The organism is Xanthomonas sp. WHRI 6106 (assembly GCF_040202405.1).
Classification (GTDB): Bacteria; Pseudomonadota; Gammaproteobacteria; order Xanthomonadales; family Xanthomonadaceae; genus Xanthomonas; species Xanthomonas cannabis.
This window is the reverse complement of the sequence record NZ_JBEGFC010000009.1, coordinates 148,393-174,432: the sequence shown is the minus strand read 5'-3', so window position 1 is coordinate 174,432 and position 26,040 is coordinate 148,393. Positions and strand designations below refer to the sequence as shown.

Sequence of the window (26,040 nt, the reverse complement as noted above, 5' to 3'; positions counted from 1 at the left end):
GATCAGGTCTGCGGCCAGGTTGCCGGGTCCCACAACTGCTGCGGATGCTCCACCAGCACATCGGCGTGCCAGCGCGATGGCGCATCGCCATGCAAACGATAGCCCCACAACACCGCCACCGACGGCATGCCGGCCGCGCGCGCGGCAACAATGTCGCGCTCGTCATCGCCAACATAGACGCACTGCGCAGGCGCCACACCAATGCGTTCGGCAGCCGCCAGCAGCGGCAACGGATGTGGCTTGCGCTCGGGCAGGCTGTCGCCACCGATCAACACGGCGCAGCGCTGCTGCCACCCAAGTTGCGGCAGGATCAGACGCGCAAGGTATTCGGGCTTGTTGGTCACCACGCCCCAGCTGCAGCCGGCATCGTCCAGCTGCGACAGCAGCACCTCGATACCATCGAATAGCTGCGACTGCGTGCCGATCAAGCCTTCATAACGCTGCAGGAATTCCGGCACCAGGGCCGTGCGTGCATTGGCATCGAGCTCGGCAAACGCCACGCCCAGCATGGCACGCGCCCCTTTCGACACCACCGGACGCAACTGCTCCAACGCCAGCGGCGCACGGTCACGCGCCGCCAGCATCGCGTTGACGGTCGCCAGCATGTCCGGCGCGCTATCGAGCAAGGTGCCATCCAGATCGAACAACACCGCGCGCGGAAGGCTCACAGGACCACCGCCATCACGCGGCGATCTGCAACCGGACCTGCGCCGGGATCCATCAAGATCCCTGCCAACCGCCGTTGCGACTCCCGCCTCCCGATTCCCGACTGCCTGCCTGCCCGTCACGGCTTTACCGCATATGCCAGGTAATTGACCTCGGTGCGCGAAGACAACCGCGCGCGGTTGCGCCACGGCTCGTAGAGCATGCCGCTGACGTCGTCCAGCTGCAGCTCGGCATTGCGCAACCAGGCCGCCAGCTCTGCCGGCTTGATGAAATCCTTGTAGTGATGGGTGCCCTTGGGCAGCAGCCGCGCGATGTATTCGGCGCCCACCACCGCCAGCGCGAACGCGGCCGGGGTGCGGTTGAGCGTGGACAGGAACAGCTTGCCGCCCGGCTTGAGCAGGCTGGCGCAGGCGCGGATGATCGCGGTCGGGTCCGGCACGTGTTCGAGCATTTCCATGCAGGTCACCGCATCGAAGCTGCCTGGCTGTTCGGCCGCCAGGTCTTCCACCGACTGCACGCGATAGTCCACCTGCACGCCCGATTCCAGGCTGTGCAGGCGCGCCACCTTGACCAGCTCCGGCGCCAGATCGATCGCGGTGACCTGCGCGCCCAGGCGTGCCATCGACTCGCTGAGCAGGCCGCCGCCGCACCCCACATCGAGCACGCGCGCGCCGGCCAGCTGCTGGCGTGCGGACACGTACTGCAGACGCACCGGGTTGAGCGCATGCAGCGGCTTCTGCGGGCCGTCGGCGTCCCACCAGCGGTTGGCCAGTGCGGCAAACTTGTCCAGTTCGGCCTGGTGGAAGTTGGTGGAGCTGGAGTGGGTCGTGGGATTCATGCGGAACTCCGGGATGCGATGACGCGCGCTCAGGCGCGGACGGTGCGGATGCGGTCGCGCCATTGCCGCGCGTTGGCGACGAGGGCCGCAGTATCCATGTCGATCAGCTCGCGCTGCACCAGCTTGGGCTTGCCGGCGATCCACACATCGGTGACCTGATGCCGGCCGGCCGCGTAGATCAGCTGCGACAACACATGATGCAGCGGCTGGGTTTCCAGTGCGGCAAGATCCACGCAGACCAGGTCGGCCTGCTTGCCGACTTCGATCGAGCCGATCCTGTCGCCGAAGCCCAATGCACGCGCACCGCCCAGCGTGGCCGCGCGCAGCGTGGTCGCCGCGTCCAGGGCGGTGGCATCGTTGGCCACCGCCTTGGCCAGGATGGCGGCGGTGCGATTCTCGCTGAACATATCCAGGTCGTTGTTGCTGGCGCAGCCGTCGGTGCCGATGGCCAGGTTCACGCCTGCACGCTGCAGCGCGCAGGCCGGGCAGAACCCCGAGGCCAGCTTGAGGTTGGATTCCGGGCAATGCACCACGCTGACGCCGCGCTCGGCGCACAGGTGGATTTCGGCATCGGTGAGCTGGGTCATGTGCACGGCGATCAGGCGGTCGTTGACCAGGCCAAGCCGATCCAGGCGCGCCAGCGGGCGCTGCCCGTACTGCGTGATCGAGTCGGCCACTTCCTGCGCGGTTTCATGGGTATGCAGATGCACCGGCATGTCCAGCTGGTCGGCCAGCATGCGCACGCGTTCGAAGTTGGCATCGTTCACCGTGTACGGCGCATGCGGCGCGAACGCGGTGCTGATCAACGGATCGTCGCGCCACTGGTCGTGCAACTCGCCGGCACGCGCGAAATACTCATCGTCCGACGACGCCCACGCGGTGGGGAAATCGATGATCACCGCACCGACCAGCGCGCGGAACCCGTGCTGCTTGTAGACCGCTGCCTGCACATCGGCAAAGAAGTAGTTTTCATTGACGCAGGTGGTGCCGCCGCGCAGCATCTCGGCGATCGCCAGCGTGGTGCCGTCGGCGACGAACTCCGGCCCGATCACCGCCGCTTCCACCGGCCAGATGTGCTGCTGCAGCCACACCATCAACGGCAGGTCGTCGGCGACGCCGCGCAGCAGCGTCATCGGGTTGTGCGTATGCGCGTTGACCAGGCCCGGCATCAGCGCCGCGTCCGGGCGCGACACGGTCTGGGCCGGCGCAAAGCGCGCGCGTGCCTGCGCAGTCGGCAGGATCGCCACGATCACGCCGCCGCGCACGGCCACGGCATGATCTTCGAGAACCACCGCGTGTGGTTCGATCGGCACCACGTAGCCGGCTTCGATCAGCAGGTCGCACGGTTCTGGGGGAGCATTGGTCATGAGCGGTTCCATGGAAGGTTAGTTGCCGAACGGCCAGCTGGCATCGCCGCCGGAGGTCGCCACATAGCGTGTGCCGTCGTAGCGCAGCAGCTGCCGTGCGCGACGCGTGCGTTCGGCAGCGGGGTCGCCGCCGGCCACGCTCTCAAGGGTGCGGATGTTTGCGGTCAGGACGATGTCCGCATAGCCGGCATGTGACTGCGGTGCCATCGCCAAGGACAGCTCGGCACTTTCGGTAATCACCCCGCCCTGCCCCGGACTGCAGGGCTCGCCCTTGACGCGCTGCCAGAGCGACAGATCGCGTTGCAGCACCGGGCGCAGCGTGCGCCCGTCGCGGACCAGCAGGGTCAGTGCATCCTCACTGCGGAAATCCGGGCAACTGGGCCCACGCGCGACGCTGTGCACGACCACGCCGATCGCGCGCGTCCCGGGCGCCACGTCGTAGCGCGCGGTGTCCAGACGCAGGCTGTCGGCGTCGAGCTCGAAGGCGGCGTCTTCGCCCAGGGCCTGCGTATAGCCGGCCAGCACCTTGCCGCTGGCGGCGTCCAGCAGGGCAACGCGCAATTGCAGTTCACGCTCGCCTGGCGCGGCGGTATCGGTGGCAAACGCGATGGCCGCCAGCCGGATCGTCGCATCGTAGGGCCAGAGCTTGCAGGTCTGCGCCACCACGCGATCGCCCGGCGCCGCAGCGACGGCGCCGTCGAATACGTCGGCCTGCGCCACCGCTGCGACGCTGCGTGCATCGCAGGTTGCGGCGGCTGCGTGGGCAAGCGCCGGGCAGGCGGCCAGCGCGGCACACAGCACGCCGCCCACGACCCACGGGACACTGGCACCGCGTCGCGCTCGCTCCAGCCAGTGTCCGGCGCGCATGCGGTTACTTGACGCGCGCGGAGTATTCGCCCGAGCGGGTGTCGACCTTGATCACTTCGTCCTGATTGACGAACAGCGGCACGCGCACCACGGCACCGGTTTCCAGCGTGGCCGGCTTGCCGCCGCCGCCGGAGGTATCGCCACGCACGCCCGGGTCGGTCTCGGTGATCTTGAGCTCGACGAAGTTCGGCGGCTGGACCCAGATCGGCGCGCCGTTCCACAGCGTCACGATGCAGTCTTCCTCGCCCTTGAGCCACTTCTCGGCGCCGCCCATGCCTGCCTTGTCCGCCTGCACCTGCTCGAAGGATTCCGGGTCCATGAAGTGCCAGTACTCGCCATCGCTGTACAGGTAGCGCATGTCGGTGTCGACCACGTCGGCCACTTCCACGTCGTCGGTCGCCTTCATGGTCATTTCGACCACGCGCCCGGACTTGATGAAGCGGTACTTCATGCGGGTGAAGGCCTGGCCCTTGCCCGGCTTGACGTACTCGGTCTCGGTGATGACCGCCGGTTCGTTATTGACCAGGATCTTCATGCCGTTCTTGACATCGTTCATGCCAACAGTGGCCATGGTGCAGCTCCTCGATAAGACCACGACCCGCCACTCTGGGGCGGGTCGGATTAGAATGGGGCGCCCGCCATCACCGGCGGGCATTGGTTTTGTGACCGCACATGATAACCGCAGCCCCCCTCGCCTTGCAGCCGTCCCCGCTCCCCGTCCTGCAGCCGCCGCGCTGGCAACAGCAGTGGCGCGACGCCGTGCGCGACCCGCGCGCCCTGCTGGCGCTGCTGGGCCTGGAGGCGCAGGCCGCCGGCATCAGCGATGACGCGGCGGCGCAGTTCCCGCTGCGGGTGCCGCACGCGTTCGTGGCCCGGATGCGGCCTGGCGACCTCAACGACCCGTTGCTGCGCCAGGTGCTGCCGCTGGACGCGGAGATGCGGCCGGTTCCCGGCTTCGGCCTGGACGCGGTCGGCGATGCGGCTGCAAAAACCGCCGCCGGGGTGATCCAGAAATACCGCGGCCGCGCCTTGCTGATCGCCACCGGCAGTTGCGCGGTGCACTGCCGCTACTGCTTCCGTCGCCACTTCCCGTATGCAGACGAAACCGCCGCCCGCGACGGCTGGCGCGCGGCCGTGGCCGCGATTGCGGCCGACCCGGGCATCGACGAAGTACTGCTCTCCGGTGGCGACCCGCTGTCGCTGGCCACGCCCAAGCTGGTCGAACTGACCGATGCCCTGACCGCGATCCCGCACCTCAAGCGCCTGCGCATCCACAGCCGCCTGCCGGTGGTGCTGCCCGAACGCGTGGACGCAGCGCTGCTGGCCTGGCTGCGCAGCCTGCCATGGCCGGTGGCGTTCGTGATCCATGCCAACCACGCCAACGAATTCGACGCTGCGGTGGACGCTGCCGTGCATGCCCTGCGCGGCGCTGGCGCGCAGGTGCTCAATCAGGCCGTGCTGCTGCGCGGCGTCAACGACAGCGTGGACGCGCTGGCCGCCCTGAGCGAGCGCAGCTTTGCGGCCGGTGTGCTGCCGTATTACCTGCACCAGCTCGACCGCGTGGCCGGCGTGGCGCATTTCGAAGTCGACGACACCCGCGCACGCGCCCTGCATGCAGCACTGGCCACGCGCCTGTCCGGCTACCTGGTCCCGCGCCTGGTCCGCGAAATCCCCGGCGACACCGGCAAGCGCCCGCTGTAACCAATGTCGCCGCCACACAGGGCCCGTAGGAGCGCACCCGGGCGCGACGAGGCCTTCCCTGATAACGCCTCGATTGCCCGGTAAAGCCCCGTCGCGCCCGGGTGCGCTCCTACGCTGATCACCCCGCCGCGATCAGCTTGACCAGGTCCGCCGGGCTCAGCGGGCGGCTGAACCAGTAGCCTTGCCCCAGGTCGCAGCCGCGCTCGCGCAGCAGGTTGAACTGCGCTTCCTGCTCGATGCCTTCGGCGACCACGGTGATCCCCAGCGAATGGGCCATGTTGATGATCGCGGTGGTCAGCGCCAGATCGTCCGGGTCGCGCTGCAGGTCGGCGATGAAACTCTTGTCGATCTTGACCCCGTCCACCGGCACCTGGCGCAGGTGGCTCAGGCCGGAGAAACCGGTACCGAAGTCGTCCAGCCACACTTTCACGCCAGTGCGGTGCAACTGGTCGAGCAGGCTGGCCGCCATCATCTCGTCGCCGATCACCGCCGTCTCGGTGAGCTCCAGATGCAATCGGGCAGCCGGCAACCCGGACTCGGCCAGGCACTCGGCCACGGTGTCGATCAGCGCACCGCTGCGCAACTGCCGCGGCGAGACGTTGACCGAAATGAACAGGCCATCGCCCATCATCGGCCACTGCGCCGCCTCCAGGCAGGCCGCACGCAGGACCTTGGGGCCGATCACCTCGATCAACCCGCTCTGCTCGGCGATGTCGATGAAGGTGGACGGCGCGATCGTGCCCAGCGCCGGGTGCTGCCAGCGCAGCAGCACCTCCACGCCCACCAGCACGCGGTCGCTGGTGCGGTAGATCGGCTGGTACACCAGCCGCAGTTCGTCGCGCTCCCACGCACCGCGCAGCTCGTGCTCCATATGCACGCGGCGTTCGACCGCATGGTCGGCGGCACGGCTGTAGAACCGGTGGCAGTTCTTGCCGGCGACCTTGGCCTGGTACATCGCAATGTCGCCGTTCTTGAGCAACGCGGTGGCATCGTTGGCATCGTCGGGGAACAGCGTGATGCCGATCGAGGTGCCCAGGAACACTTCGCGCCCCTGCACGTTCAACGGGCGGCTCAATTCGTGCACCAGGCGGTCCGCCAGCTGCGCGGCCAGCAAGCTGACATCGCCGCTCTGCAGCAGGATCACGAACTCGTCGCCGCCAAAGCGCGCCAGAATCGCGTCGTCGCCCCCCAACGCGCAGACCGCGCGACTGATGCGGCTGGCGAACTGCAGCAAGGCTTCGTCGCCGGCCTCGTGGCCCAGGGTGTCGTTGACGCGCTTGAAGTCATCGATATCGGCAAACAGCAAGGCCAGCTTGCTGTCGGTGCTGCGCGCGGTATTGAGCAGATGATCCAGCCCCTCGCGGAAACCCAGCCGGTTGGTCAGCCCGGTCAGCGCGTCGGTGTAGGCCATGTGGCGCACCTCGCGATCGTGGCGGGCAATGCTCTCGCTCATGCGGCCGAACGCAGAGATCAGCTCGCCGATCTCGTCGTTGCGCGGGTGCGGCGGCAGCTGCACGGCATAGTCGCCGCGCTCGATCTGCCGCGCCGCTGCCGCCAGCAGCCGTACCGGCGCCACCAGCGTGCGCTGCACGTAGATCGCCAGCAGCACGCCCAACCCCACCAGCGCAGCCAGCAGCACCAGCAGCCAACCCAGATCGCGCTTGCCGATCGCATTGAGGTTTTCGACCAGGGTCAGGTTGGCGCCGGACTCGATCCTGCGCACACGCTCGCGCGACATGCCCACGCGCACCCCGCCGATGCGCTGATCGCCGATCTTGATCGGTACCGTGACCTCGAGCACCTCGGGCGAGGACTGCAGCAGCATCGCCCGTGCATTGACCGCCTTGGCCGCCAGCGGGTCGGTCATGGTCTGGCCGTAGCGCTGCAGGGTGGGCGTGCCGTCATGCACCAGCCGGCCGCGGCGGTCGAACACCAGCACGTAGCTGACCACCTGCTGGCGCGCGGCATTGCGCACCAGCGCGCCCACGGCACCCAGGTCGGAGTAATACAGCGGGTTGGCCAGGCCGGAGGCCAGCTCGGTGGCCAGCGTCTCGCCACGGGTGCGCAGGCTGCGATCGAACAGCTCGTGCAGGATCTGCGCGCTCAAGCCCCGCACCTCGCGCTGCATGGCGCTCTGGCGCTGCAGCAGCGAGGCCAGGATCGCGCCGACCAGCAGCAGGGTCAGCGCCATGACCAACAGGAAACGTGCCTGCAACCCGAAGCGCACCTGACTCATTCCATCTCGTCCCTGACGTGTTGCAGGCCCGCGCTCAATGCGTCCAGACGCCGGCGGCTCTGCCCATCCACAGCATGAAATGCGCTGGTGCCGAAGAACCGCTTGAGCGCCGGCCCGGCCTTCGGGTCGGAGGCGGCCTGTAATAACACGATGCGCAGGCGGCGCTCCACCGCCGGGTCCATGCCGGTGCGCACCATCTCCACCGCGCGCGGCACCGGGGCACTGCGGTAGACGATGCGGAAGTCGCGCCGGAATACCGGGGGCAGATGCCGCTCGTCGTCCCAATCGAGATTGCTGAACGCCCCGGCATCGACCAGCCGCTTATGCACGAACGCGGCGATGTTCAATTTCGAGCCGACCATCAGATAGCCGACCGAGCCCAGCACCTGGGTATCGTCCGGCGACAGCAGCACATCGCAGGCAAGCCCGTTGCGCATCAGCTCCAGCATCGGCACCAGATATCCACTGGTGGACGAGGCGTTCTGCAAGGCCAGGGTGTGCCCACGCAGTTGCCCGAGCGACTGGATCGGGCTGTCGCGGCGCACGAAGAACACCGTGTGGAACTCGCGCACGCCGCCGCGCTCGGTCATCAGTAATGGATGCGCGCTGCCGCGCTGCTCCAGCAACATGGCCGCACCGGTGGTCTCGCTGACCCAGTCGACCCGGCCGCGCCGCAGATAGCTAGACATCTGCCGCGCGTCCGGTGCCATCAGGATCTCGCCGCGGCGGATGCCGACCTCGCGCATGCGCGGTACCACATAGTCCAGCAGCGGCTTGAGTTGGTCGTAATGCGTGGCCGGATCATCGCTGATCCGCCCTAGCACCAGGACCGGGGAAGGCGCTGCTGCAGCGGTTACGGCCAAGCCTGCGCCGGCGATCAGCCAGCAGGCACTCAGACACCATCGTAGACCGCGCAAAACCGACACTCCCCTAGAGCCGCGGACAGCCTAGCCGAATCTTCAAAGATGTGACAGACGTCAGTTTCCGGCGCGCCTGGCCAACATGGCCATGCGCTGCGCGTCCGACAGGATGCCGCGGATCAGGCGCACCTCCTGCTCGGTCATCTCCGCACGCAGCAGCAATCGTCGCAGCTTGCGCATCGCCGACTCCGGCGCACGCCCCTTGTGGAAGTCGATCTCGTCCAGCGTGTCGCCCAGCTGGCCGAACATGCCTTCCAGCTGCGCATGACTGGCCGGACCGTCGCGCAGGCCGGCAGAGGCCGCAGCGACCGGCTCGGCCTCGCCGGACGCCAGCTGCGCCAACCGCACTTCGTAGGCCAGCACCTGCACCGCCGCGGCCAGATTGAGCGAACTGAACTGCGGGTCGGACGGGATATGCACGGCTGCATGGCAGAGCTGCAGTTCGTCGTTGGTCAGCCCGGTACGCTCGCGGCCGAACACGAACGCCACTTCGGCCGGCTCGCCCGCCTTGGCCAGGGCGCGCTGCGCGCCTTCGTCGGGCAGCAGTTCTTCCAGCGCCACCCGACGCGCACGCGCAGTACAGCCGATGACCAGGGTGCAATCGGCCACCGCCTCGCCCAGGGTCGCGAAAATCGGCGCATCACCGAGCACGTCTTCGGCACCGGCCGAGCGCCGGTAGGCGTCTTCGTCGAGCGCACGTTCCGGCGCCACCAGCACCAGGCGCGTTACACCCATCGTTTTCATCGCACGTGCGGCGGCGCCGATGTTGCCTGGATGCTGGGTACCGACAAGAACAAAACGGATGCGCTGAGTGACGGACATGAACGGAGATTGGGGAGCGATTCGGTCGTAGATGGTAAACTGCGCGGCCGGCTTTGGCGCCGGACCGCTCTTTTACCTTCGTCATCGTCCATTCTGCCTTCACGGGAGCTTTAACCATGCAGAAACCCGCCGTCACCGTCATGGTCAAAGCCGCCCGCCTCGCCGGCAATGTGCTGTTGCGCGGTATCAACAAGCTCGATGCGCTCAACGTGGTGCAGAAAGGCCGCATGGACTACGCCAGCGAAGTCGATGCCGATGCCGAGAAGGTCATCATCAAGGAACTCAAGCGCGGCTACCCCGAGTACGCCGTGTTCGGCGAGGAAGGCGGCGTGCAGGGCGGCAAGAGTGGCCGCTACACCTGGGTAATCGACCCGCTCGACGGCACCAGCAATTACCTGCGCGGCTTTCCGCATTACTGCGTGTCGATCGCGCTGGTGGAAAATGGCGAACCCACCGATGCGGTGATCTTCGACCCGCTGCGCAATGAGCTGTTCACTGCCAGCCGTGGCGCCGGCGCGGTGCTCAACGACCGCCGCATCCGCATCGCCGAGCGCAAGGATCTGGAAGGCGCCATGGTCCACACCGGCTTCCCGCCGCGCGAGCGTGCACGCGCCAGCGCGCAGCTCAAGTGCGTGGATGCGTTGCTGGTGCAGGCCGAAGATGTGCGCCGCACCGGCTCGGCGGCGCTGGACCTGGCCTATGTGGCCTGCGGCCGTGCCGATGCCTATTTCGAAGCCGGCGTCAAAGCCTGGGACATCGCCGCCGGCGTGTTGCTGGTGCGCGAAGCCGGTGGCCGGGTCTGCGACTACAAGGGCGCCACCCCGCCGCGCATGGATAACATGGGCCCGGAAACCCAGCAGATCGTGGCCGGCAACATCAAGATCAGCGACGCGCTGCAGAAGGTCATCGTCAACACCGGCTACGCCCGCGAGTTCGACGCCAAGTTCTGATCGCTGCCGCTTCGGTTGCGGTAGGAGCGCGCCTGCGCGCGATGGAGCTTTCCACGGGAATGCCCATCGCGACCAAGGTCGCTCCTACGACGTAGACCGCACAACGAAGAAGGCCGGGATCGCTCCCGGCCTTGTGCGTTTCAGCGTGATGCAAAGCCCATCGGCGCCACACACCGTAGGAGCGCGCCCGAGCGCGACGGGGCTTTCCCGGCAAAGCTCCTCGCGACCAGGGTCGCTCCTACAACAGCGCGCAGTAAAACGAATAAGGCCGGGATCGCTCCCGGCCTTGTGTGTTTCAGCTCGACGCCAAGCCCATAAGCGCCACACACCGTAGGAGCGCGCCCGAGCGCGACGGGGCTTTCCCGGCAAAGCCCCTCGCGACCAGGGTCGCTCCTACGACAGCCCGCAAAAAACGCACAAGGCCGGGATCGCTCCCGGCCTTGTGCGTTGGGTGCCGCAGTGACAGCGCTACGCAGAACCTAGCGCTGATGCAGGATTTCAGGCGATCGCAGCGTGGTAGCGGCGCTCGACTTCTTCCCAGTTCACTGCGTCGTAAAACGCGCCGATGTATTCCGGGCGACGGTTTTGGTACTTCAGGTAATACGCGTGTTCCCACACGTCCAGGCCCAGGATCGGGGTGTTGCCCTCGAACAACGGACTGTCCTGGTTGGCGGTGCTTTCCACCACCAGCTTCTTGTCCGGGGTCACGCTCAACCAGGCCCAGCCCGAGCCGAAACGGCTCACAGCGGCCTTGGTAAAGGCTTCCTTGAACTTCTCGAAGCCACCGATGTCCTTGTCGATCGCCTTGGCGACCTCGCCCTTGGGCTCGCCGCCACCGTTGGGCGAGAGCACGGTCCAGAACAGCGAGTGGTTGGCGTGGCCGCCACCGTTGTTGCGCACCGGGCCCTGCAGGTTTTCCGGCAGGCTCTTCAGCTTGGACACCAGTTCGTCGATCGGCAGGTCCGCATACTCGGTCCCTTCCAGCGCCGCATTGACGTTGTTGATGTAGGTCTGGTGATGCTTGGTGTGATGGATTTCCATCGTCTGCGCATCGATGTTCGGTTCCAGCGCGTCGTAGGCATAAGGCAACTGCGGAAGGGTGTAAGCCATGCGTGTCTCCTGGACTTGCCGCCCGGCGAAGGCCGGGCGTTGCGGGGTAGATGGTAAGGACGGCGGCGGCGCTTACCAAGGGTGCTGGCAGGGAAACTTCATCCCATCGCATGCCGCGCGGTGTTCGCTGCACACCTTGCACCATGCCCCGGTTACTTGCGCGTGAACCGTTTGGGTGCCCGGCCGCGTTCAAAGTCGACACAGTCGCGCGGCGGCATACTTGCTCTGACGCACACATTCCCGCTTTACGGATCATCCTCATGCGCAAACCCGCTTTGCTGATCGTCGCCATCGTGCTGCTCGTTGCCGGCTTGTGGGGCATGCGCACGCTGCAGACGCCCAAGCCGCAGTTTGCCCCGCAACTCAGCGCCCCCATGGCCACCGCAGCGGTCGCACGCCAGGTGCCGCGCTTGCCCGCCTTCCTGCCCACCGAAGCGATGGGCACCATCGTGCTGATCCAGCGTGGCGGCCCATTTACGTATCCACAGGATGGCGCGGTGTTCGGCAACCGCGAACATCGCCTGCCGGAGCGCCCGCGCGGCTATTACCGTGAGTACACCGTCGATACGCCTGGCAGCGCCGACCGTGGTGCGCGCCGCATCGTCACCGGAGGCGTGCCACCGCAGGCCTGGTACTACAGCGACGACCATTACCAGAGCTTCAAGGCGTTCCAGGGCCCGACGCCGGAGCAGGCACCATGAGCGCAGGCGATTTCGCGCTGAACCTGTCCGACCCGCAGCAGTCGGGCGTGTATCAGGCCGACACCGACGACCTGGACACCATGGCCGCACTGGCCCGCGATGCGGGTCTGCGCATCCTGCGCGTGGACCTGGCCACCTGCAGCGACAAACGCATGCTGCTGATGCGCCTGGCAACCCAGCTGGATTTTCCCGCCAGCTTCGGCCGCAACTGGGATGCGCTGAGCGATGCCTTGCAGGACCTGGCATGGCTGCCGTCGCCACGCGGGTATGCGCTGTTGATCGACGGTGCGGACGCGCTGGCAAATGCCGCACCGAACGACCGCGATACGTTGCTGGATATCCTCGATGAAGCCGCCACGCGCTGGGCGGCGCGTGCACTGACCTTTACGGCGTTCGTCGCTCCGGCCAGCGCCTGCGAGTAAGTGCCTCGCCCAGGCACGCGCGCTGATGACACCCGGAATCACGGGACATCACAACGGCCGATCAGCGGCGTCTCAGGCCGATCGCATTCGTCGCCCATGACGCGCCCCATGACGCGCCACGCCGATCCCCGAACACGTGGGTCAGTACCGGCACGTCATGCGCCCCGGCACGCCGGTCAACTATCCAGCTCGCTCCAGCGCGCGTAGGCCGCGTCCAGCTGCGCCTGCGCCTGGCTCAGTGCGTCGGTGTGCGCGGTCATCGCCGCACTGTCGCGCTGATAGAAAGCCGGATCGTTCATCGCCTCGGTCAGCGCGGCGACCTTCTGCTCCAGCGTCTCGATCAGGGCCGGCAACTGCTCCAGCTCGCGCGTTTCCTTGTAGCCCAGCTTGCGCCTGGGTGCGGCATCCACCGGCGCCGCCGCAACCGGCGTGGCTGGCGCCGCGGTAGCAGACGCCTTGGCGACCGCCATCGCACTGGTCGCCGGCGTGCGCCGCTGCCGCAGCGAATCGCTGTAGCCACCGATGTAATCGCCGATCAGGCCATCGCCTTCCATCACCAGCGTGGAGGTCACCACGTTGTCGAGGAAGTCGCGGTCATGGCTGACCAGCAGCAAGGTGCCGCTGTAGTCGCCGAGCAATTCTTCCAGCAATTCGAGCGTTTCCACGTCCAGATCGTTGGTCGGTTCGTCCATCACCAGCAGGTTGGACGGCTGTGCGAACAGCCGCGCCAGCAGCAGGCGATTACGCTCGCCGCCGGACAGCCGCGTGATCGGCGCGCGTGCGCGTTCGGGGGTGAACAAAAAATCCTGCAGATAGGCATGCACATGCTTGCGCTTGCCGTTGATTTCCAGGAAATCGCGGCCTTCGGCCACGTTCTCGATCGCGCTCCAGTCTTCGCGCAGCGTCGAGCGGTATTGGTCGAAATAGGCGATCTGCAGGTTGGTACCGATGCGGATCTCGCCTTCCTGCGCCTGCAGATCGCCCAGCAACAGCTTGAGCAAGGTGGTCTTGCCGCTGCCGTTGGGGCCGATCAGGCCGATGCGGTCGCCGCGCTGGATGATGGTGGAAAAATCCTTGACCATGGTGCGCGCACCGAAGGCGAAGCCGACCTCCTTGGCCTCGATCACCTTCTTGCCGGACGACTCGCCCTGCGAGACTTCCATGCGCACATTGCCGGTGAGATCGCGGCGCTGCACGCGCTCGTTGCGCATCGATTCCAGGCGTCGCACACGGCCTTCGTCGCGGGTGCGACGCGCCTTGATGCCCTGGCGGATCCAGATCTCTTCCTGCGCCAGCAACTTGTCGAAGCGCGCATTTTCCTGCGCCTGTGCGTTGAGCCGCTCTTCGCGGCGCCGCTCGTAATTGGCCCAGTCACCCGGCCAGCTGGTGACCTGGCCGCGATCGATTTCGACGATGCGGGTGGCCAGCGCTCGCAGGAAGCGGCGGTCGTGGGTGACGAACAGCACGCTGCCGCTCCAGCCCTTCAGGAAGGTTTCCAGCCAATCGATGGCTTCGATATCCAGATGGTTGGTCGGCTCGTCCAGCAGCAGCACATCCGGCGAAGACACCAGCGAGCGCGCCAGCAGCACGCGCCGCTTCATGCCGCCGGACAGCCGCGCGAACTCCGCATCGCCATCCAGTTCCAGCTTGGTCAGCGTCTCGGTGACGCGCTGGTCCAGCGCCCAGCCGTCGGCTGCATCGATCTTGGCCTGCACCTTGCCGAAGGCGTCGGCGTCGAAGACCTCGGCATGGCTGAGCTGGTGGAATTCGGCCAGCCAATGCCCCAGCTCGCCCAGTCCGTCGGCCACCACGTCGAACACGCTGCCGCCGGTGCCCTGCGGCACCTCCTGCTCCAGCCGCGCGATGCGTACACCCTGCTGCACGCGCACTTCGCCGTCGTCGGGCTTGAGTTCGCCGGCGATCAGTTTCATCAAGGTCGATTTGCCGGCGCCGTTGCGGCCGATCAGGGCGATACGCTCGCCCGGCTCGATCGTGAGGTCGGTTTTTTCCAGCAACAAGGGGCCGCCGACGCTGTAGTCGACGCTTTGCAGAGTGATTAAAGGCATGCCGCGATTGTACGGGATTGGGGATTGGGGATTCGGGATTGGCAAGAGCGCAGGCTGTTGCAGTGACGAATCCCGAATCCCCAATTCCGAATCCCGGGCTAAAATGCGCCATGAACGAATTTTCCGCGCTGCCGCTGTCGCCGGCCCTGGCCCCCGGCATCGACGCCCTTGGCTACACCGTACTTACTCCCATCCAGGCGCAGAGCCTGCCGCCGATCCTGCAGGGGCTGGACGTCATTGCCCAGGCGCCGACCGGCAGCGGCAAGACCGCCGCCTTCGGGCTGGGCCTGCTGCAGAAGCTCGATCCTGCCCTGACCCGCGCGCAGGCGCTGGTGCTCTGCCCCACCCGCGAGCTGGCCGACCAGGTCGGCAAGCAACTGCGCAAGCTCGCCACCGGCATCCCCAACATGAAGCTGGTGGTGCTTACCGGCGGCATGCCGCTCGGCCCGCAGCTGGCCTCGCTGGAAGCGCACGACCCGCAGGTGGTGGTCGGTACGCCCGGACGCATCCAGGAATTGGCTCGTAAACGCGCCCTGCACCTGGGCGGCGTGCGCACGCTGGTGCTGGACGAAGCCGACCGCATGCTTGACATGGGATTTGAAGAACCCATCCGCGAGATCGCCAGCCGCTGCGACAAGCATCGCCAGAGCCTGCTGTTTTCGGCCACCTTCCCGGACAGCATCCGCACGCTGGCGCGCGAGATCCTGAAGGACCCGGTCGAAATCACCGTGGAAGGCGCCGACAACGCGCCGGAAATCGACCAGCAATTCTTCGAAGTCGACCCGACCTATCGGCAAAAGGCGGTCGCCGGCCTGTTGCTGCGCTTCAATCCCGAATCCAGCGTGGTGTTCTGCAATACCCGCAAGGAAGTGGATGAGGTGGCCGGCTCGCTGCAGGAGTTCGGCTTCTCCGCGCTCGCACTGCATGGCGACATGGAACAGCGCGACCGCGACGAAGTGCTGGTGCGCTTCGTCAACCGCAGCTGCAATGTACTGGTGGCCAGCGACGTGGCCGCGCGCGGGCTGGACGTGGAAGACCTGTCGGCAGTGGTCAACTACGAGCTGCCTACCGACACCGAAACCTATCGGCATCGCATCGGCCGTACCGCGCGTGCCGGCAAGCACGGCCTGGCGCTGAGCCTGGTGGCGCCGCGTGAAGCGGCGCGCGCCCAGGCGCTGGAGACCGAACAGGGCCAGCCGTTGAAATGGTCTCGCGCGCCGTTGGCCACTGCGCGCCCGGCACAGTTGCCGCAGGCGGCGATGACCACATTGCGCATCGATGGCGGCAAGACCGACAAACTGCGCGCCGGCGATATCCTGGGCGCGCTCACCGGTGAAGCCGGCCTGTCGGGCGCGGCGATCGGCAAGATTGCGATCTACCCCACCCGCTCCTATGTCGCGATTGCGCGCGCGCAGGTCGCCAAGGCGCTGGCGCACCTGCATGCGGGCAAGATCAAGGGACGCCGTTTCCGGGTCAGCAAGCTCTGAGCAGACAGCGCCCGGTACGATACCGGCCGCGGGCATGGCAATGATGGCGTCGCGCGAATGCACACACACGTGCATCCGCCGGCCATTGCCTCATGCATTCAAGACGACAGGCGCGCGCCCATGGGCGCATCGCAGCGGACCAATCGGACACGCAGAGGCCGCACATGAGCGGCGCATTCCGGCTCTTCCACCCGCAGGCGAACGCGTGTTCGGCCTGCGCGTCCAGCGCAGCGGTCTGCACGTGGTTCAAGCAGCAGCTGCGCGCGTCCAGGAGCGGCACACCGCGGACGAACGGCGCTCAATACGACAAGGTCGCCAGCAGCGGCACGTCATCGGCCCACTTCGCGCGGCCCTGCAGCGCGGTCAGCTCGACCAACACCGCAGCGCCAACGATTTCCAGCTCCAGCCGTGCGGCCAGGCCGAGCGCCGCGCGCAACGTCCCGCCGGTGGCCAGCACATCGTCGACGATAAGCACACGCGCGCCGCGCGGCAGCGCGTCCTCGTGCATCTCGATACGGTCGGTGCCGTACTCCAGCGCGTATTCCTGGATCAAGGTACGTCCAGGCAGCTTGCCCGGCTTGCGCACCGGTACGAAGCCGGTCCGCAGTTCGCGCGCCAGCGCCGCACCCAGGATGAAGCCGCGCGCCTCGATGCCCAGCACCGCATCCAGCGGCGTGGTCCGCCAGGGCTGTGCCATTTCGTCCAGCGCCGACGCAAAATCGGGGCCATCGGACAGCAGCGGGGTGATGTCCTTGAAGACGATGCCCGGCTTGGGGAAATCGGCGATATCGCGGATCCGCTCCGACCAGTGGTTGGGCCCGGATGGATGGGTGCCGGCGCAGCGGCTGCAATCTGTCATGGTGGTGGCGGCAATGTGGCCAGTGGGGTGCGGCCTATTCTAGGCTGCGCGCGGCCTTGACGCTGCGTTTACGGCATACGTGCGTCTGAGCCGGTCAGGAACTGCACGACAGCATCGAACATCCGGCACGGTCGCGCGCCCAGTCCGGGCGTCGCGCGGCAAACGCCTCGCGGCCCGGCTGGTCGTCATACGGCCGCCGCATCACCTCCAGCAGTGCCTGCACACCGGACGCATCGCCCTGCTCGGCCTTGTCGATCGCCTGCTGCGCCAGATAGTTGCGCAGCACATAGCGCGGGTTGGCCAAGCGCATGCGGGTGCGCCGTTGCTCGGGCGGCAGCGTGTCCTGCTTCAGGCGCGCGGCATAGCGCTGCAACCACGCGTGTAGCTGCGGCGCATCGGCCAGGCGCTTGTCTTCGTCGTAGAAGGCGTCACGCAGCAGGTCCGGATCCGGTCGCTCGGCGGAAAAGTCGATCAGCGCGCGGAAGGTCAGGGTCATGTCCATTTCCGACTCGCGCATCAGCGCGCGCAGTGCATCGATCAGTTGCAGGTCTTCGTCGCGACACTCCGCCAAGCCCAGCTTGGCGGCGGTATCGGTGCGATCGCAGGCCAGATAGGTGTCGCGGAACCGGTCCAGCCCCTGCTGCAGCGGCGCGGCGTCGGCGAACAGTGGCGCCAGCGCCTGCGCCAGGCGGCCAAGATTCCAGTAGGCCACCTGCGGCTGGGTGCCGAAGCGGTAACGCCGGCCCTGCGCGTCGGTGGTGTTGGGCGTCCAGTCCGGGTCGTAATCGTCCACCCACCCATACGGGCCGTAATCGATGGTCAACCCCAGGATCGACATGTTGTCGGTATTCATCACCCCATGCACGAACCCCACCCGCATCCAGTGCGCCACCATCACCGCCGTGCGTTCGCAGACCTGTGCAAACCAGTCGGCGTACAGGGCCTCGCCGGTACCGGAAAGCTGCGCAAAGTCGCGGGTGATGGTGAACTCCACCCACTGCCGCAACAGCGCGATGTCGCCCCGCGCACTCGGCAATTCGAAATTGCCGAAGCGGATGAACGATGGCGCCACGCGGCAGACAATCGCGCCCGGCTCGCGCTGCGGCCGGCCGTCGTAGAACATGTCGCGCACCACCGCATCGCCCGTGGTCACCAGGCTCAGTGCGCGCGTGGTCGGCACCCCCAGGTGGTGCATGGCCTCGCTGCACAGGAATTCGCGGATCGACGAGCGCAGCACGGCGCGGCCGTCGGCACCGCGCGAATACGGGGTCGGGCCGGCACCCTTGAGTTGCAGTTCATAGCGCCCCCCGTCCACGCCGATCGCCTCGCCCAGCGAAATCGCCCGGCCATCGCCCAGCTGCCCGGCCCAGTGTCCGAACTGGTGCCCGCCGTAGTTGACCGCCCAGGGCTGCATGCCCGGATACAGCGCATTGCCACCAAAGACCTCAGCAAAGCGCGCACTGGCGAGCTCGGCCCCGTCCATTCCCAGCAGCTGCGCCACGTCCGGCGAATAGGCGACCAGGCGCGGGGCGGCGACCGGGGTGGGCAGGACTGGCGACCAGGCCGCGCTCACCTCGCGACGGCGTACGCCCTCTTCCGGGTCGCCAGGCAACTGCTGGCGCAAGCGGTTATCAAAGTGCAATCGTGTCATGGCGCCAAGCCTAGGCCACCGATGGTGAACTCGGCATGGGCCGCGCCGCATCCGACGCCGGGCGCGCACCGTATCTTCACTTCGCATTCCGATACCAAGCGAGCTCTTCGTGCACATGCCAGCGACGCCCGATTGCCGCTAATACGCCTCCACCGTTGCCCTGCCGGGGCAATACGCGGCGCCGCCCCACCGTCATGTCGCAGCATCAACGCATGCCGCGACACCCGCCTGCCCCCTCTCCTGACTGATCATCGACATCGCCCATGCCTGTTCGCCCCTCCCGCTGGATCCGCCCCGCCCTGTTACTGCTCGGCTCGCTGACGATGACCGCCTGCAGCAGTGTGTTCTTCGGCGGCATCAACGCCGCCTCCAGCCGTGCCGGCGTCATCGAGCATCACGATCAGGTTTTCGATCCGGCACACGGCCTGGCGCTGGACGTCTATCAGCCGCGCGGCGTGGTCGACGCACCGGTGGTGGTGTTCTTCTACGGCGGCACCTGGAAACGCGGCAAGCGCGCGAACTACCGCTGGATGGGCCGCGCCCTGGCGCGTCAGGGCGTGGTGGCCATGGTCGCCGACTACCGCAAGTACCCGCAGGTAGGCCTGCAAGGCTTCATGACGGATGCGGCCAGCGCCACCGCGTGGGGCCTGCAGCATGCGCATGACTATGGCGGCGACCCCAAGCGGCTGGCGGTCATGGGGCATTCGGCCGGTGCGCATATCGCGGGCCTGCTGGCCACCGATCGCAGCTGGCTGCAGGCGCAAGGCGTGCAGCCGCAACAGCTGTGCGGCTTCGTCGGTTTGGCCGGCCCCTACGATTTCCTCCCCATGACCGACCCCGAACTGGTCGAGATCTTTGGCACCTCCCCCACCGAGCAGGCCAGGTCGCAGCCGGTCCTGTTCGTCGACGGCGATGAGCCGCCCATGCTGCTGCTGCATGGCGACGCCGACCACGTCGTCGAGCCACAGAACAGCCTCTCGCTGGCGTCGGCCATGCGCCGCAAGGGCGAAGACGTGCAGGTCAAGCAGTATCCGCACGTCGGTCATATGGGCCTGGTACTGGCCTTCCGCAAACCGCTGACCGGCTCGCCGGAGCTGCGCGACACCCTGCATTTCCTGCGGCAGTGCAAGGCGCCCTGAGTCGGACGCAGCCTGCCGGGGAAGAACGGCCGCGCACCTCGACGGTCACGTTCGCTGAGACCGCCGGCGTCGCGTTCATCGCCACGCCGGCACACCACCATCAGGCGTTGCGGCTGCGGCCCATCAGCTCGTAAGGGCCTCCCTTCTTGAGCGCTGCCTGATACGCGGGGCGCGCTTCGATCCGTTGCAGGAACGCGGCCAGGCGCGGGTAATGCTCCAGCCCGCCACCACGCGCCGCCGCGGCCTGCACCGGGAAACTCATCTGGATGTCGGCAGCGGTGAAGCGCTCCCCCGCGAACCAGGCGTTGGCCTGCAGCGTCTGCTCCATCCAGTCCATGTGCAGTTTGACCTGCGGGACGACAAAGCCCGACATCGCCTTGTCCACGATCGCACGCGCGACGGGTTTGGCGAAGAACGGCATCGGCGCGCTGCGAATCCGGCCGAAGATCAGCGTCATCAGCAGCGGCGGCATGGCCGAGCCTTCGGCGTAGTGCATCCAGTAACGGAACTGCTGCCGCTCGGGTGAGTCGATCGGCCGCGGCGGCGGCGACAACGCGCATTCGGTGTCGTAGCGCTCGGTCAGATAGTCCAGGATCGCACCGGATTCAGCGATGGTCAGCTCGCCGTCCACGATCACCGGCGATTTGCCCAGCGGGTGGATCGCGCGCAGCGCCGCCGGTGCCAGCATGGTCTTGGGGTCGCGCTCGTGGCGCACGATCTGGTACGGCAGCGCCAGTTCTTCCAGCAACCACAGCACACGCTGCGACCGGGAATTGTTGAGATGGTGAACGGTGATCATGAAGGCGTCCGCAGGCGGAAAGCCCCATCGTAACCAGCGCCGCGTCGTTGCCGCGCGCAAAGCCGTGGATCTGTTCACTGCCAGCGGTTGGCGCGCGTATCGTCCAGCTGGATGGATGCAAAGGCCGCAGGGTGCAGACAGCGATGCACGCCGTCGGCCCACTTGTCGATAGGGATAACGAAGTCGACCAAGGACAGCCTGCCACCCATCGCCTGGTGCTGATTGCTCATAGGACACCGGCAGCTGCCCAGGACGAGGACAGGCCGCCACTTGATGCACGGACCTGTTCGGCCTGGCCGACGCATGGCCAATAAAAAAACGCCGGTCGCTTGCGCGACCGGCGTTTTTGGCAACCTTACGGTTGTAGACGGATTAGACCGCCTGCACCTGGTCAGCCTGCATGCCCTTCTGGCCCTGCACGGCGACGAAGGTGACCTTCTGGCCTTCCTGCAGCGACTTGAAGCCGGTGCCCTGGATGGCACGGAAGTGCACGAACAGGTCCGGGCCGCTTTCCGGGGTGATGAAGCCGAAGCCCTTGGCATCGTTGAACCACTTCACGGTACCGCTCTGACGATCTGACATTTACAAACTCCTGAACTATAGATGGATAAATCGCAGCGTCCGAAAAGCCGGAGCTGAGACTGAGTTGCAGGCGTTGGTAAAGCGGAACGATGAAGCGAGATCTGTAACGATCCGGCTGCACCAGGCCACGATTCACGGTGACCCTTGCAAACACAGTGCGTGCACAGTACTCGTGTTTTCGGCAAAAAGCGACACCTGGCGTCAAATCTTTTGCAGTCAGGCCAAATCCCACCATCTGTCAGGCACTTCCCCATCCACACTCTACCGATGAAGACACCCCAAGCCCCCCTCCGCGCGCAGATCTGGGTCGACGCCGATGCCTGCCCCGCGGTGATCCGCGACATCCTGTTCCGCGCCGCCGCACGCACCGGCGTCGCGGTCACCCTGGTCGCCAACCATTACCTGAGCACGCCCACCCTGCCCCAGGTCCGCGCCCTGCAGGTTCCGGGCGGGCCGGATGCGGCCGACGATGCCATCGCCGAGCGGGTCGCTGCCGGCGACCTGGTGGTCACCCAGGACATCCCGTTGGCGGCACGCGCACTGGAAGCCGGCGCGACGGCAGTGGGCTTGCGCGGCGAGGCGTTCACCAGCAACACCATTAAGGAGCGCCTGTCGGTGCGTGGCTTCATGGACGAGCTGCGCGGCGCCGGCATTGCGACCGGCGGGCCGCCGGCGTTGCATGCGCGCGATCGGCAGGCGTTTGCCGCGCAGCTGGATCGCTGGCTGGCCGCGCAATCGCGCAGCCCTGCGTAACGCGCCACGTCCGGGGTGGGCGCGTATCATGGGCGCCCTTTGCAATCGGCATCCTGATGGCCCTCACCGCCACCGTCCGCAGGGCGGAACTTCAGATCAGCGACATGGACCGCGGCTACTACGCCAACCATTCGCTGACCCTGGCCCAGCATCCTTCCGAAACCGACGAGCGCCTGATGGTGCGTTTGCTGGCATTTGCCCTGTTTGCCGACGACCGGCTGGAATTCGGCCGCGGCCTCAGCAACGACGACGAACCGGACCTGTGGCGACGCGACTACACCGGCGACCCGGACCTGTGGATCGACCTCGGCCAGCCCGACGAAAGCCGCGTGCGCAAGGCCTGCAACCGCTCGCGCGAGGTGGTGGTGATCGGCTACGGCGGCCAGGCCACCGAAACCTGGTGGAAGAAACACGCCAACGCCATGGGCCGGCATCGCAACCTGCGCGTGATCGAGCTCGACGCGCAGGCCACCGAGGCCCTGGGCGCACTGATCCAGCGCGGCATGCGCTTTGACGTCATCATCCAGGACGGCGAGGTGCAGATGCTGGCCGACCACGGCAGCGTCACCCTGACCCCGATGGTGCGGCAAGCCCCGGCCGAATGAGCATGCGGTGCGACGTGCTGGTCATCGGTGCCGGCGCTGCCGGGCTGATGAGCGCTTTCACTGCCGGCCGGCGCGGCCGCCAGGTGCTGGTGATCGACCATGCCAACAAGGTCGGCAAGAAGATCCTGATGTCCGGCGGCGGGCGCTGCAATTTCACCAACACCGGTACGACGCCCGGTAATTTCATTTCGGCCAATCGGCACTTCTGCAAGTCCGCGCTGGCGCGCTACCGCCCGGCGGATTTCGTGGACATGGTCGAACGCCATGGCATTGCCTATCACGAGAAAGAGCTGGGCCAGTTGTTCTGCGACATCTCCTCCAAGCAGATCGTGCGCATGCTGCTGGACGAGTGCGAGGCGGCCGGCGTGCAGATCCGCACCCAGTGCGAGGTGCTGACGGTCCAGCGCGGCAGCGACGGCTTCGAGGTGCAGACCAGCCAGGGACGCGTGCAGGCGCAATCGTTGATCGTGGCCACCGGCGGGCTGTCGATCCCCAGCATGGGCGCCAGCGGATTCGGCTATGCGCTGGCCCAGCAGTTCGGCCACACGCTGCTGCCGACACGGGCCGGGCTGGTACCGCTGACCCTGAGCGGCAAGCACCAGGAACGCCTGCACGACCTGTCCGGACTGGCGTTGCCGGTGGAGGCGCATTGCAACGGGGCCAGCTTCCGCAACTTCATGCTGCTGACCCATCGCGGCGTGAGCGGGCCGGCGATCCTGCAGATCTCGTCCTATTGGCAGCCGGGCGACGAGCTGCGCCTGGACCTGCTGCCAGGCCACGACGCAGGCGCCTGGCTGCGCGAGCAGAAGCAACAGCGCGGCGCGACCGAACTGCGCAACGTGCTGGCAGAGGTGTTGCCGAAACGGTTTGCGCAGCGCCTGTGCGAGGTGTGGTTGCCGGACAGGCCGGTCCGTCAGCTGGATCCGCCGCAGCTGCAGAGCGCTGCCGATCTGCTCGGCGCCTTCCCGCTGATCGCCAGCGGAACCGAAGGCTACCGGACCGCTGAAGTAACGCTCGGCGGGGTCGATACCCACCAGGTCTCCAGCAGCACGATGGAGTCGCGACTGGTGCCCGGCCTGTACTTCGTTGGCGAAGTCCTGGACGTCACCGGCTGGCTGGGCGGCTACAACTTCCAGTGGGCATGGGCGTCCGGCCATGCCGCCGGCAGCGTCGCATAGGGCGACCGGCACGTCTTGCCGGTGCTGACCGATCGGGTGGTCGGTGACACGCAGGCCGTTGCGGAGCAATGCAGCGATCAGTCACCGAGTGCGGTGCGCTGGCCCTTCGGAAGGACACTGGCCCGCGCAATCAGTGCACTACGTCTCACACTAGATGCGGCATGCTCCACATACATGGACGTGCCAGACCCCTTCGTGTATTAAAGCCCGTCTCCAGGGAGCCGCGCATGCAAAAAGGCAAAGATCTCACCCTCCGCCTGATGATCGTCGATGACAGCGTGGAGAGCGCCGAGACCATCGTCACCGCGCTGCGCAATGGCGGCATTGCAGTGCGCCCGTCGCGACCGCAAACCCAGGAGGAACTGGCCAGCATGCTGTCGGGCCAGATCGATCTGGCGCTGCAGGGGCAGGCGCAACAGGTGCCCATGAGCGCGCTGCAGGCGCAGATCGCCGGCAGCGGCAAGGACATCCCGATCATCCTGCTGGCCGATCGGATCGAAGAGAACACCCTGGTCGAGGCCGCTTCGCACGGCGTGCGCGCGATTGCGCTGCGCCATCGTCCCGAACACCTGCTGGCGTTGGTGCGCGCGGAGTGGGACGACCTGCAGGCACGCCGCGGGCTGCGCCGCATCGAGGCGCAGATGCGCGAAACCGAGCGCCGTTGCGATGCGTTGATCGCCTCCTCGCGCGACCCCATCGCCTACGTGCACGAAGGCATGCATATCCGCGCCAACGAGGCGTATCTGGAAATGTTCGGCTTCGAGTCGTTCGAGGATGTCGAAGGCGTCTCGCTGCTGGACATGATCGCCGCGCAGTACGTGGACGACTTCAAGCAGTTGCTCAAGGCGATGGCCAAGGGCGAACCGCCGCCGGCGCAGTATAAGGTGGACGCACGCCGGCTGGAAGGCGACACCTTCCCGGCGACGATGGAATTCGCCACCGCCACCTATGAAGGCGAGCCGTGCATCCAGGTGGTGTTCCGGCGCCGCGAGGAGTTCGATCCGGAACTGGCACGCGAGGTCGAGGACCTGCGCCAGCGCGACCAGGTCACCGGCCTGCTCAACCGCCCCACCTTCATGGTGGCGCTGGAACAGGCCGTGGCACAGGCCGGTCGCAGCGAAGGCCAGTCCGGCTTCCTGTTGATCGAGCCGGATCATTACGCGCGCATCCTGCCGGAGATCGGCCTGGATTCGGCCGACGCCTTGATCGCCGCCATGGCCGCGCACGTGGCCGGCGTGGTGGATGACAGCGTGGTGGCCGCACGTTTCGGCGAGCACAGTTTTGCCCTGCTGATGGACGGCAACTACGCCCGCACCCACGCCGTTGCCGAAGCCGTGCGCGATGCGTTTGCGCAGCATGTCTTCAGCGTTGGCTCGCGCTCGGCCACGGTCACGGTCAGCATCGGCGGCGTGCAGATCGGCGAAAAGATCGCCAGCATCGGCCAGGTACTCAATCGCGGCACCGAGGCCGTGCGCACCACGGCCGAGCTCGGTGGAAATGCGGCAAGCATCTACGACCCGGCCGCCTCCGACCGCGCCGAGGAAGAACGCATCGAACGCTGGGTCGAGCAGCTGCGCGAGGCGCTGGTGGGCGATGGCTTCCTGCTGCATTACCAGCCGGTGCTCAACCTGCAGGGCGAGCCGCTGGAGCTGTACCAGGCCTTCCTGCGGCTGGAGCGCAATGGCGAGATGATGTCGCCGAACGCCTTCATGGCGATCGCCGAAGAGCACGACCTGATCACCGAAATCGATCGCTGGGTGGTCGCGCGTGCGATCCGGCAACTGGGCGAACGGCAACGCGCCGGGTACAAGACGCATTTGCTGGTCCGGATCGGGCCGAACTCGTTCTCGGACCCGCAGATGGTCGACATCATTCGCGAACAGCTGGCGGTCTATGGCGTGCCCGGCGAACGGCTGTGGCTGCAGACCCCTGAATCGAAGGTGTTCACCCATCTGCGCAATGCCCAGCAGTTTCTGGCGGCAGTGTCGGCCATGGGCTGCAAGGTCGGGCTGGAGCAGTTCGGCTCGGGCCTGGATTCGTTCCAGCTACTGGCCCACTTCCAGCCGGCCTTCCTCAAGCTGGATCGCGGCATCACCAGCGACGTCGCCTCGGCGCGCGACAGCCAGGAAAAGATTCGCGAGATCACCTCGCGGGCGCAGCCGGCCGGCATCCTGACCGTGGCCGAGTTCGTGGCCGATGCGCAATCGATGAGCAGCTTCTTCAGTGCCGGCGTGGACTACGTGCAGGGCGACTTCGTGGCACCGACCGGGCCGCTGATGAACTACGAGTTCGGCTGAGCCAACCGAAAGCCGGCAACGCAG

General features: G+C 66.9%; 25 protein-coding genes. 10 read left to right on the top strand and 15 right to left on the bottom strand.

Annotated features, from left to right (window positions below; genetic code table 11):
* Positions 1–2: 2 nt before the first annotated feature.
* The 5 genes from ABQZ09_RS14250 to efp all read right to left on the bottom strand — a co-directional run bounded on the left by ABQZ09_RS14250 (position 3) and on the right by efp (position 4,309).
* Positions 3–668, bottom strand: coding sequence for a phosphoglycolate phosphatase (locus ABQZ09_RS14250; protein WP_349777195.1), 666 nt, complete (start codon positions 666–668; stop codon positions 3–5).
* Positions 669–784: 116 nt separating this feature from the next.
* The gene (gene ubiG / locus ABQZ09_RS14245; protein ID WP_039407691.1) at positions 785–1,504 is read right to left on the bottom strand and encodes a bifunctional 2-polyprenyl-6-hydroxyphenol methylase/3-demethylubiquinol 3-O-methyltransferase UbiG; all 720 of its coding nucleotides are present in this window, start codon (positions 1,502–1,504) and stop codon (positions 785–787) included.
* A gap of 29 nt (positions 1,505–1,533) precedes the next feature.
* On the bottom strand, positions 1,534–2,871 hold the full coding sequence (locus tag ABQZ09_RS14240; protein WP_047697848.1) for a TRZ/ATZ family hydrolase: 1,338 nt from the start codon (positions 2,869–2,871) through the stop codon (positions 1,534–1,536).
* An 18-nt stretch (positions 2,872–2,889) separates the two neighbouring features.
* A complete protein-coding gene (locus ABQZ09_RS14235) occupies positions 2,890–3,738 on the bottom strand; it encodes a PA3715 family protein (protein WP_052210312.1) in 849 nt (282 codons plus the stop codon).
* Positions 3,739–3,742: 4 nt separating this feature from the next.
* Entirely contained in the window at positions 3,743–4,309 is a 567-nt protein-coding gene (efp, locus tag ABQZ09_RS14230; protein ID WP_039407624.1) for an elongation factor P, read from the bottom strand.
* Between the two features lie 101 nt (positions 4,310–4,410).
* On the opposite strand from efp, the gene epmB reads away from it, so the two are divergent.
* Positions 4,411–5,439, top strand: a complete 1,029-nt coding sequence (gene epmB / locus ABQZ09_RS14225) for an EF-P beta-lysylation protein EpmB (protein ID WP_349777194.1) — start codon at positions 4,411–4,413, stop codon at positions 5,437–5,439.
* Between the two features lie 118 nt (positions 5,440–5,557).
* Here epmB and ABQZ09_RS14220 read toward each other — a convergent pair whose 3' ends face one another.
* Genes ABQZ09_RS14220 through ABQZ09_RS14210 form a run of 3 tightly spaced genes read right to left on the bottom strand, consistent with a single transcriptional unit; the run spans position 5,558 to position 9,417 of the window.
* Entirely contained in the window at positions 5,558–7,675 is a 2,118-nt protein-coding gene (locus tag ABQZ09_RS14220) for a putative bifunctional diguanylate cyclase/phosphodiesterase (protein ID WP_039564098.1), read from the bottom strand.
* Entirely contained in the window at positions 7,672–8,601 is a 930-nt protein-coding gene (locus ABQZ09_RS14215) for a phosphate/phosphite/phosphonate ABC transporter substrate-binding protein (protein ID WP_349777193.1), read from the bottom strand. The genes ABQZ09_RS14220 and ABQZ09_RS14215 overlap by 4 nt, the downstream gene beginning before the upstream one ends.
* Before the next feature lie 51 nt (positions 8,602–8,652).
* The gene (locus ABQZ09_RS14210; RefSeq protein ID WP_184554642.1) at positions 8,653–9,417 is read right to left on the bottom strand and encodes an RNA methyltransferase; all 765 of its coding nucleotides are present in this window, start codon (positions 9,415–9,417) and stop codon (positions 8,653–8,655) included.
* Between the two features lie 116 nt (positions 9,418–9,533).
* Here ABQZ09_RS14210 and ABQZ09_RS14205 point away from each other — a divergent pair, with 116 nt between their 5' ends.
* Positions 9,534–10,367: an inositol monophosphatase family protein gene (locus ABQZ09_RS14205; protein WP_005913068.1), complete on the top strand. Its 834-nt coding sequence runs from the start codon at positions 9,534–9,536 to the stop codon at positions 10,365–10,367.
* 498 nt (positions 10,368–10,865) lie between these two features.
* On the opposite strand, the gene ABQZ09_RS14200 is transcribed toward ABQZ09_RS14205, so the two are convergent.
* Positions 10,866–11,477: a superoxide dismutase gene (locus tag ABQZ09_RS14200; RefSeq protein WP_228314636.1), complete on the bottom strand. Its 612-nt coding sequence runs from the start codon at positions 11,475–11,477 to the stop codon at positions 10,866–10,868.
* A gap of 260 nt (positions 11,478–11,737) precedes the next feature.
* Here ABQZ09_RS14200 and ABQZ09_RS14195 point away from each other — a divergent pair, with 260 nt between their 5' ends.
* Positions 11,738–12,178 (top strand): ribonuclease, encoded by a 441-nt coding sequence (locus ABQZ09_RS14195; RefSeq protein WP_349777192.1) that lies wholly within the window; start codon positions 11,738–11,740, stop codon positions 12,176–12,178.
* Complete coding sequence (locus ABQZ09_RS14190; protein ID WP_349777191.1) at positions 12,175–12,600, top strand: barstar family protein; 426 nt, start codon at positions 12,175–12,177, stop codon at positions 12,598–12,600. The genes ABQZ09_RS14195 and ABQZ09_RS14190 overlap by 4 nt, the downstream gene beginning before the upstream one ends.
* Before the next feature lie 176 nt (positions 12,601–12,776).
* Here ABQZ09_RS14190 and ABQZ09_RS14185 read toward each other — a convergent pair whose 3' ends face one another.
* Positions 12,777–14,666: an ATP-binding cassette domain-containing protein gene (locus ABQZ09_RS14185; RefSeq protein ID WP_349777190.1), complete on the bottom strand. Its 1,890-nt coding sequence runs from the start codon at positions 14,664–14,666 to the stop codon at positions 12,777–12,779.
* A 110-nt stretch (positions 14,667–14,776) separates the two neighbouring features.
* Between ABQZ09_RS14185 and dbpA the strand changes: the two genes are divergently transcribed.
* Entirely contained in the window at positions 14,777–16,153 is a 1,377-nt protein-coding gene (gene dbpA / locus ABQZ09_RS14180; RefSeq protein ID WP_039407655.1) for an ATP-dependent RNA helicase DbpA, read from the top strand.
* Positions 16,154–16,451: 298 nt separating this feature from the next.
* Here dbpA and ABQZ09_RS14175 read toward each other — a convergent pair whose 3' ends face one another.
* Positions 16,452–17,012: an adenine phosphoribosyltransferase gene (locus tag ABQZ09_RS14175; protein ID WP_349777189.1), complete on the bottom strand. Its 561-nt coding sequence runs from the start codon at positions 17,010–17,012 to the stop codon at positions 16,452–16,454.
* A 94-nt stretch (positions 17,013–17,106) separates the two neighbouring features.
* Positions 17,107–18,663: a protein adenylyltransferase SelO gene (locus tag ABQZ09_RS14170; protein WP_349777188.1), complete on the bottom strand. Its 1,557-nt coding sequence runs from the start codon at positions 18,661–18,663 to the stop codon at positions 17,107–17,109.
* Positions 18,664–18,926: 263 nt separating this feature from the next.
* Here ABQZ09_RS14170 and ABQZ09_RS14165 point away from each other — a divergent pair, with 263 nt between their 5' ends.
* Complete coding sequence (locus tag ABQZ09_RS14165) at positions 18,927–19,802, top strand: alpha/beta hydrolase (RefSeq protein WP_349777187.1); 876 nt, start codon at positions 18,927–18,929, stop codon at positions 19,800–19,802.
* A 100-nt stretch (positions 19,803–19,902) separates the two neighbouring features.
* Here ABQZ09_RS14165 and ABQZ09_RS14160 read toward each other — a convergent pair whose 3' ends face one another.
* The 3 genes from ABQZ09_RS14160 to ABQZ09_RS14150 all read right to left on the bottom strand — a co-directional run bounded on the left by ABQZ09_RS14160 (position 19,903) and on the right by ABQZ09_RS14150 (position 21,183).
* Entirely contained in the window at positions 19,903–20,601 is a 699-nt protein-coding gene (locus ABQZ09_RS14160; RefSeq protein WP_349777186.1) for a glutathione S-transferase, read from the bottom strand.
* A gap of 74 nt (positions 20,602–20,675) precedes the next feature.
* Positions 20,676–20,831 (bottom strand): hypothetical protein, encoded by a 156-nt coding sequence (locus tag ABQZ09_RS14155; protein ID WP_349777185.1) that lies wholly within the window; start codon positions 20,829–20,831, stop codon positions 20,676–20,678.
* 142 nt (positions 20,832–20,973) lie between these two features.
* Complete coding sequence (locus ABQZ09_RS14150; protein WP_006451993.1) at positions 20,974–21,183, bottom strand: cold-shock protein; 210 nt, start codon at positions 21,181–21,183, stop codon at positions 20,974–20,976.
* Between the two features lie 267 nt (positions 21,184–21,450).
* Here ABQZ09_RS14150 and ABQZ09_RS14145 point away from each other — a divergent pair, with 267 nt between their 5' ends.
* From ABQZ09_RS14145 to ABQZ09_RS14130, 4 genes are all read left to right on the top strand, one after another.
* A complete protein-coding gene (locus tag ABQZ09_RS14145) occupies positions 21,451–21,936 on the top strand; it encodes a YaiI/YqxD family protein (RefSeq protein ID WP_349777184.1) in 486 nt (161 codons plus the stop codon).
* Positions 21,937–21,992: 56 nt separating this feature from the next.
* Complete coding sequence (locus ABQZ09_RS14140) at positions 21,993–22,541, top strand: YaeQ family protein (RefSeq protein ID WP_349777183.1); 549 nt, start codon at positions 21,993–21,995, stop codon at positions 22,539–22,541.
* Complete coding sequence (locus ABQZ09_RS14135) at positions 22,538–23,719, top strand: BaiN/RdsA family NAD(P)/FAD-dependent oxidoreductase (RefSeq protein WP_228314630.1); 1,182 nt, start codon at positions 22,538–22,540, stop codon at positions 23,717–23,719. Before ABQZ09_RS14140 ends, ABQZ09_RS14135 begins: the two co-directional genes overlap by 4 nt.
* Positions 23,720–23,946: 227 nt before the next feature.
* Positions 23,947–26,016 carry an EAL domain-containing protein gene (locus tag ABQZ09_RS14130; protein ID WP_349777182.1) on the top strand — a complete coding sequence of 690 codons (2,070 nt, stop codon included), beginning with the start codon at positions 23,947–23,949 and terminating at the stop codon, positions 26,014–26,016.
* Positions 26,017–26,040 lie beyond the last annotated feature (24 nt).

Bases quoted from the DNA above. Each gene is read 5' to 3' on its own strand.
- ABQZ09_RS14145 (WP_349777184.1), top strand. From the start codon at position 21,451: ATGAAGACACCCCAAGCCCCCCTCCGCGCGCAGATCTGGGTCGACGCC.
- ABQZ09_RS14170 (WP_349777188.1), bottom strand. From the start codon at position 18,663: ATGACACGATTGCACTTTGATAACCGCTTGCGCCAGCAGTTGCCTGGC.
- dbpA (WP_039407655.1), top strand. From the start codon at position 14,777: ATGAACGAATTTTCCGCGCTGCCGCTGTCGCCGGCCCTGGCCCCCGGC.
- ABQZ09_RS14165 (WP_349777187.1), top strand. From the start codon at position 18,927: ATGCCTGTTCGCCCCTCCCGCTGGATCCGCCCCGCCCTGTTACTGCTC.
- ABQZ09_RS14135 (WP_228314630.1), top strand. From the start codon at position 22,538: ATGAGCATGCGGTGCGACGTGCTGGTCATCGGTGCCGGCGCTGCCGGG.
- ABQZ09_RS14200 (WP_228314636.1), bottom strand. From the start codon at position 11,477: ATGGCTTACACCCTTCCGCAGTTGCCTTATGCCTACGACGCGCTGGAA.
- ABQZ09_RS14220 (WP_039564098.1), bottom strand. From the start codon at position 7,675: ATGAGTCAGGTGCGCTTCGGGTTGCAGGCACGTTTCCTGTTGGTCATG.
- ubiG (WP_039407691.1), bottom strand. From the start codon at position 1,504: ATGAATCCCACGACCCACTCCAGCTCCACCAACTTCCACCAGGCCGAA.
- ABQZ09_RS14175 (WP_349777189.1), bottom strand. From the start codon at position 17,012: ATGACAGATTGCAGCCGCTGCGCCGGCACCCATCCATCCGGGCCCAAC.
- ABQZ09_RS14205 (WP_005913068.1), top strand. From the start codon at position 9,534: ATGCAGAAACCCGCCGTCACCGTCATGGTCAAAGCCGCCCGCCTCGCC.
- ABQZ09_RS14155 (WP_349777185.1), bottom strand. From the start codon at position 20,831: ATGAGCAATCAGCACCAGGCGATGGGTGGCAGGCTGTCCTTGGTCGAC.
- ABQZ09_RS14240 (WP_047697848.1), bottom strand. From the start codon at position 2,871: ATGACCAATGCTCCCCCAGAACCGTGCGACCTGCTGATCGAAGCCGGC.
- ABQZ09_RS14130 (WP_349777182.1), top strand. From the start codon at position 23,947: ATGCAAAAAGGCAAAGATCTCACCCTCCGCCTGATGATCGTCGATGAC.
- efp (WP_039407624.1), bottom strand. From the start codon at position 4,309: ATGGCCACTGTTGGCATGAACGATGTCAAGAACGGCATGAAGATCCTG.
- ABQZ09_RS14150 (WP_006451993.1), bottom strand. From the start codon at position 21,183: ATGTCAGATCGTCAGAGCGGTACCGTGAAGTGGTTCAACGATGCCAAG.
- epmB (WP_349777194.1), top strand. From the start codon at position 4,411: ATGATAACCGCAGCCCCCCTCGCCTTGCAGCCGTCCCCGCTCCCCGTC.
- ABQZ09_RS14185 (WP_349777190.1), bottom strand. From the start codon at position 14,666: ATGCCTTTAATCACTCTGCAAAGCGTCGACTACAGCGTCGGCGGCCCC.
- ABQZ09_RS14140 (WP_349777183.1), top strand. From the start codon at position 21,993: ATGGCCCTCACCGCCACCGTCCGCAGGGCGGAACTTCAGATCAGCGAC.
- ABQZ09_RS14235 (WP_052210312.1), bottom strand. From the start codon at position 3,738: ATGCGCGCCGGACACTGGCTGGAGCGAGCGCGACGCGGTGCCAGTGTC.
- ABQZ09_RS14190 (WP_349777191.1), top strand. From the start codon at position 12,175: ATGAGCGCAGGCGATTTCGCGCTGAACCTGTCCGACCCGCAGCAGTCG.
- ABQZ09_RS14195 (WP_349777192.1), top strand. From the start codon at position 11,738: ATGCGCAAACCCGCTTTGCTGATCGTCGCCATCGTGCTGCTCGTTGCC.
- ABQZ09_RS14210 (WP_184554642.1), bottom strand. From the start codon at position 9,417: ATGTCCGTCACTCAGCGCATCCGTTTTGTTCTTGTCGGTACCCAGCAT.
- ABQZ09_RS14160 (WP_349777186.1), bottom strand. From the start codon at position 20,601: ATGATCACCGTTCACCATCTCAACAATTCCCGGTCGCAGCGTGTGCTG.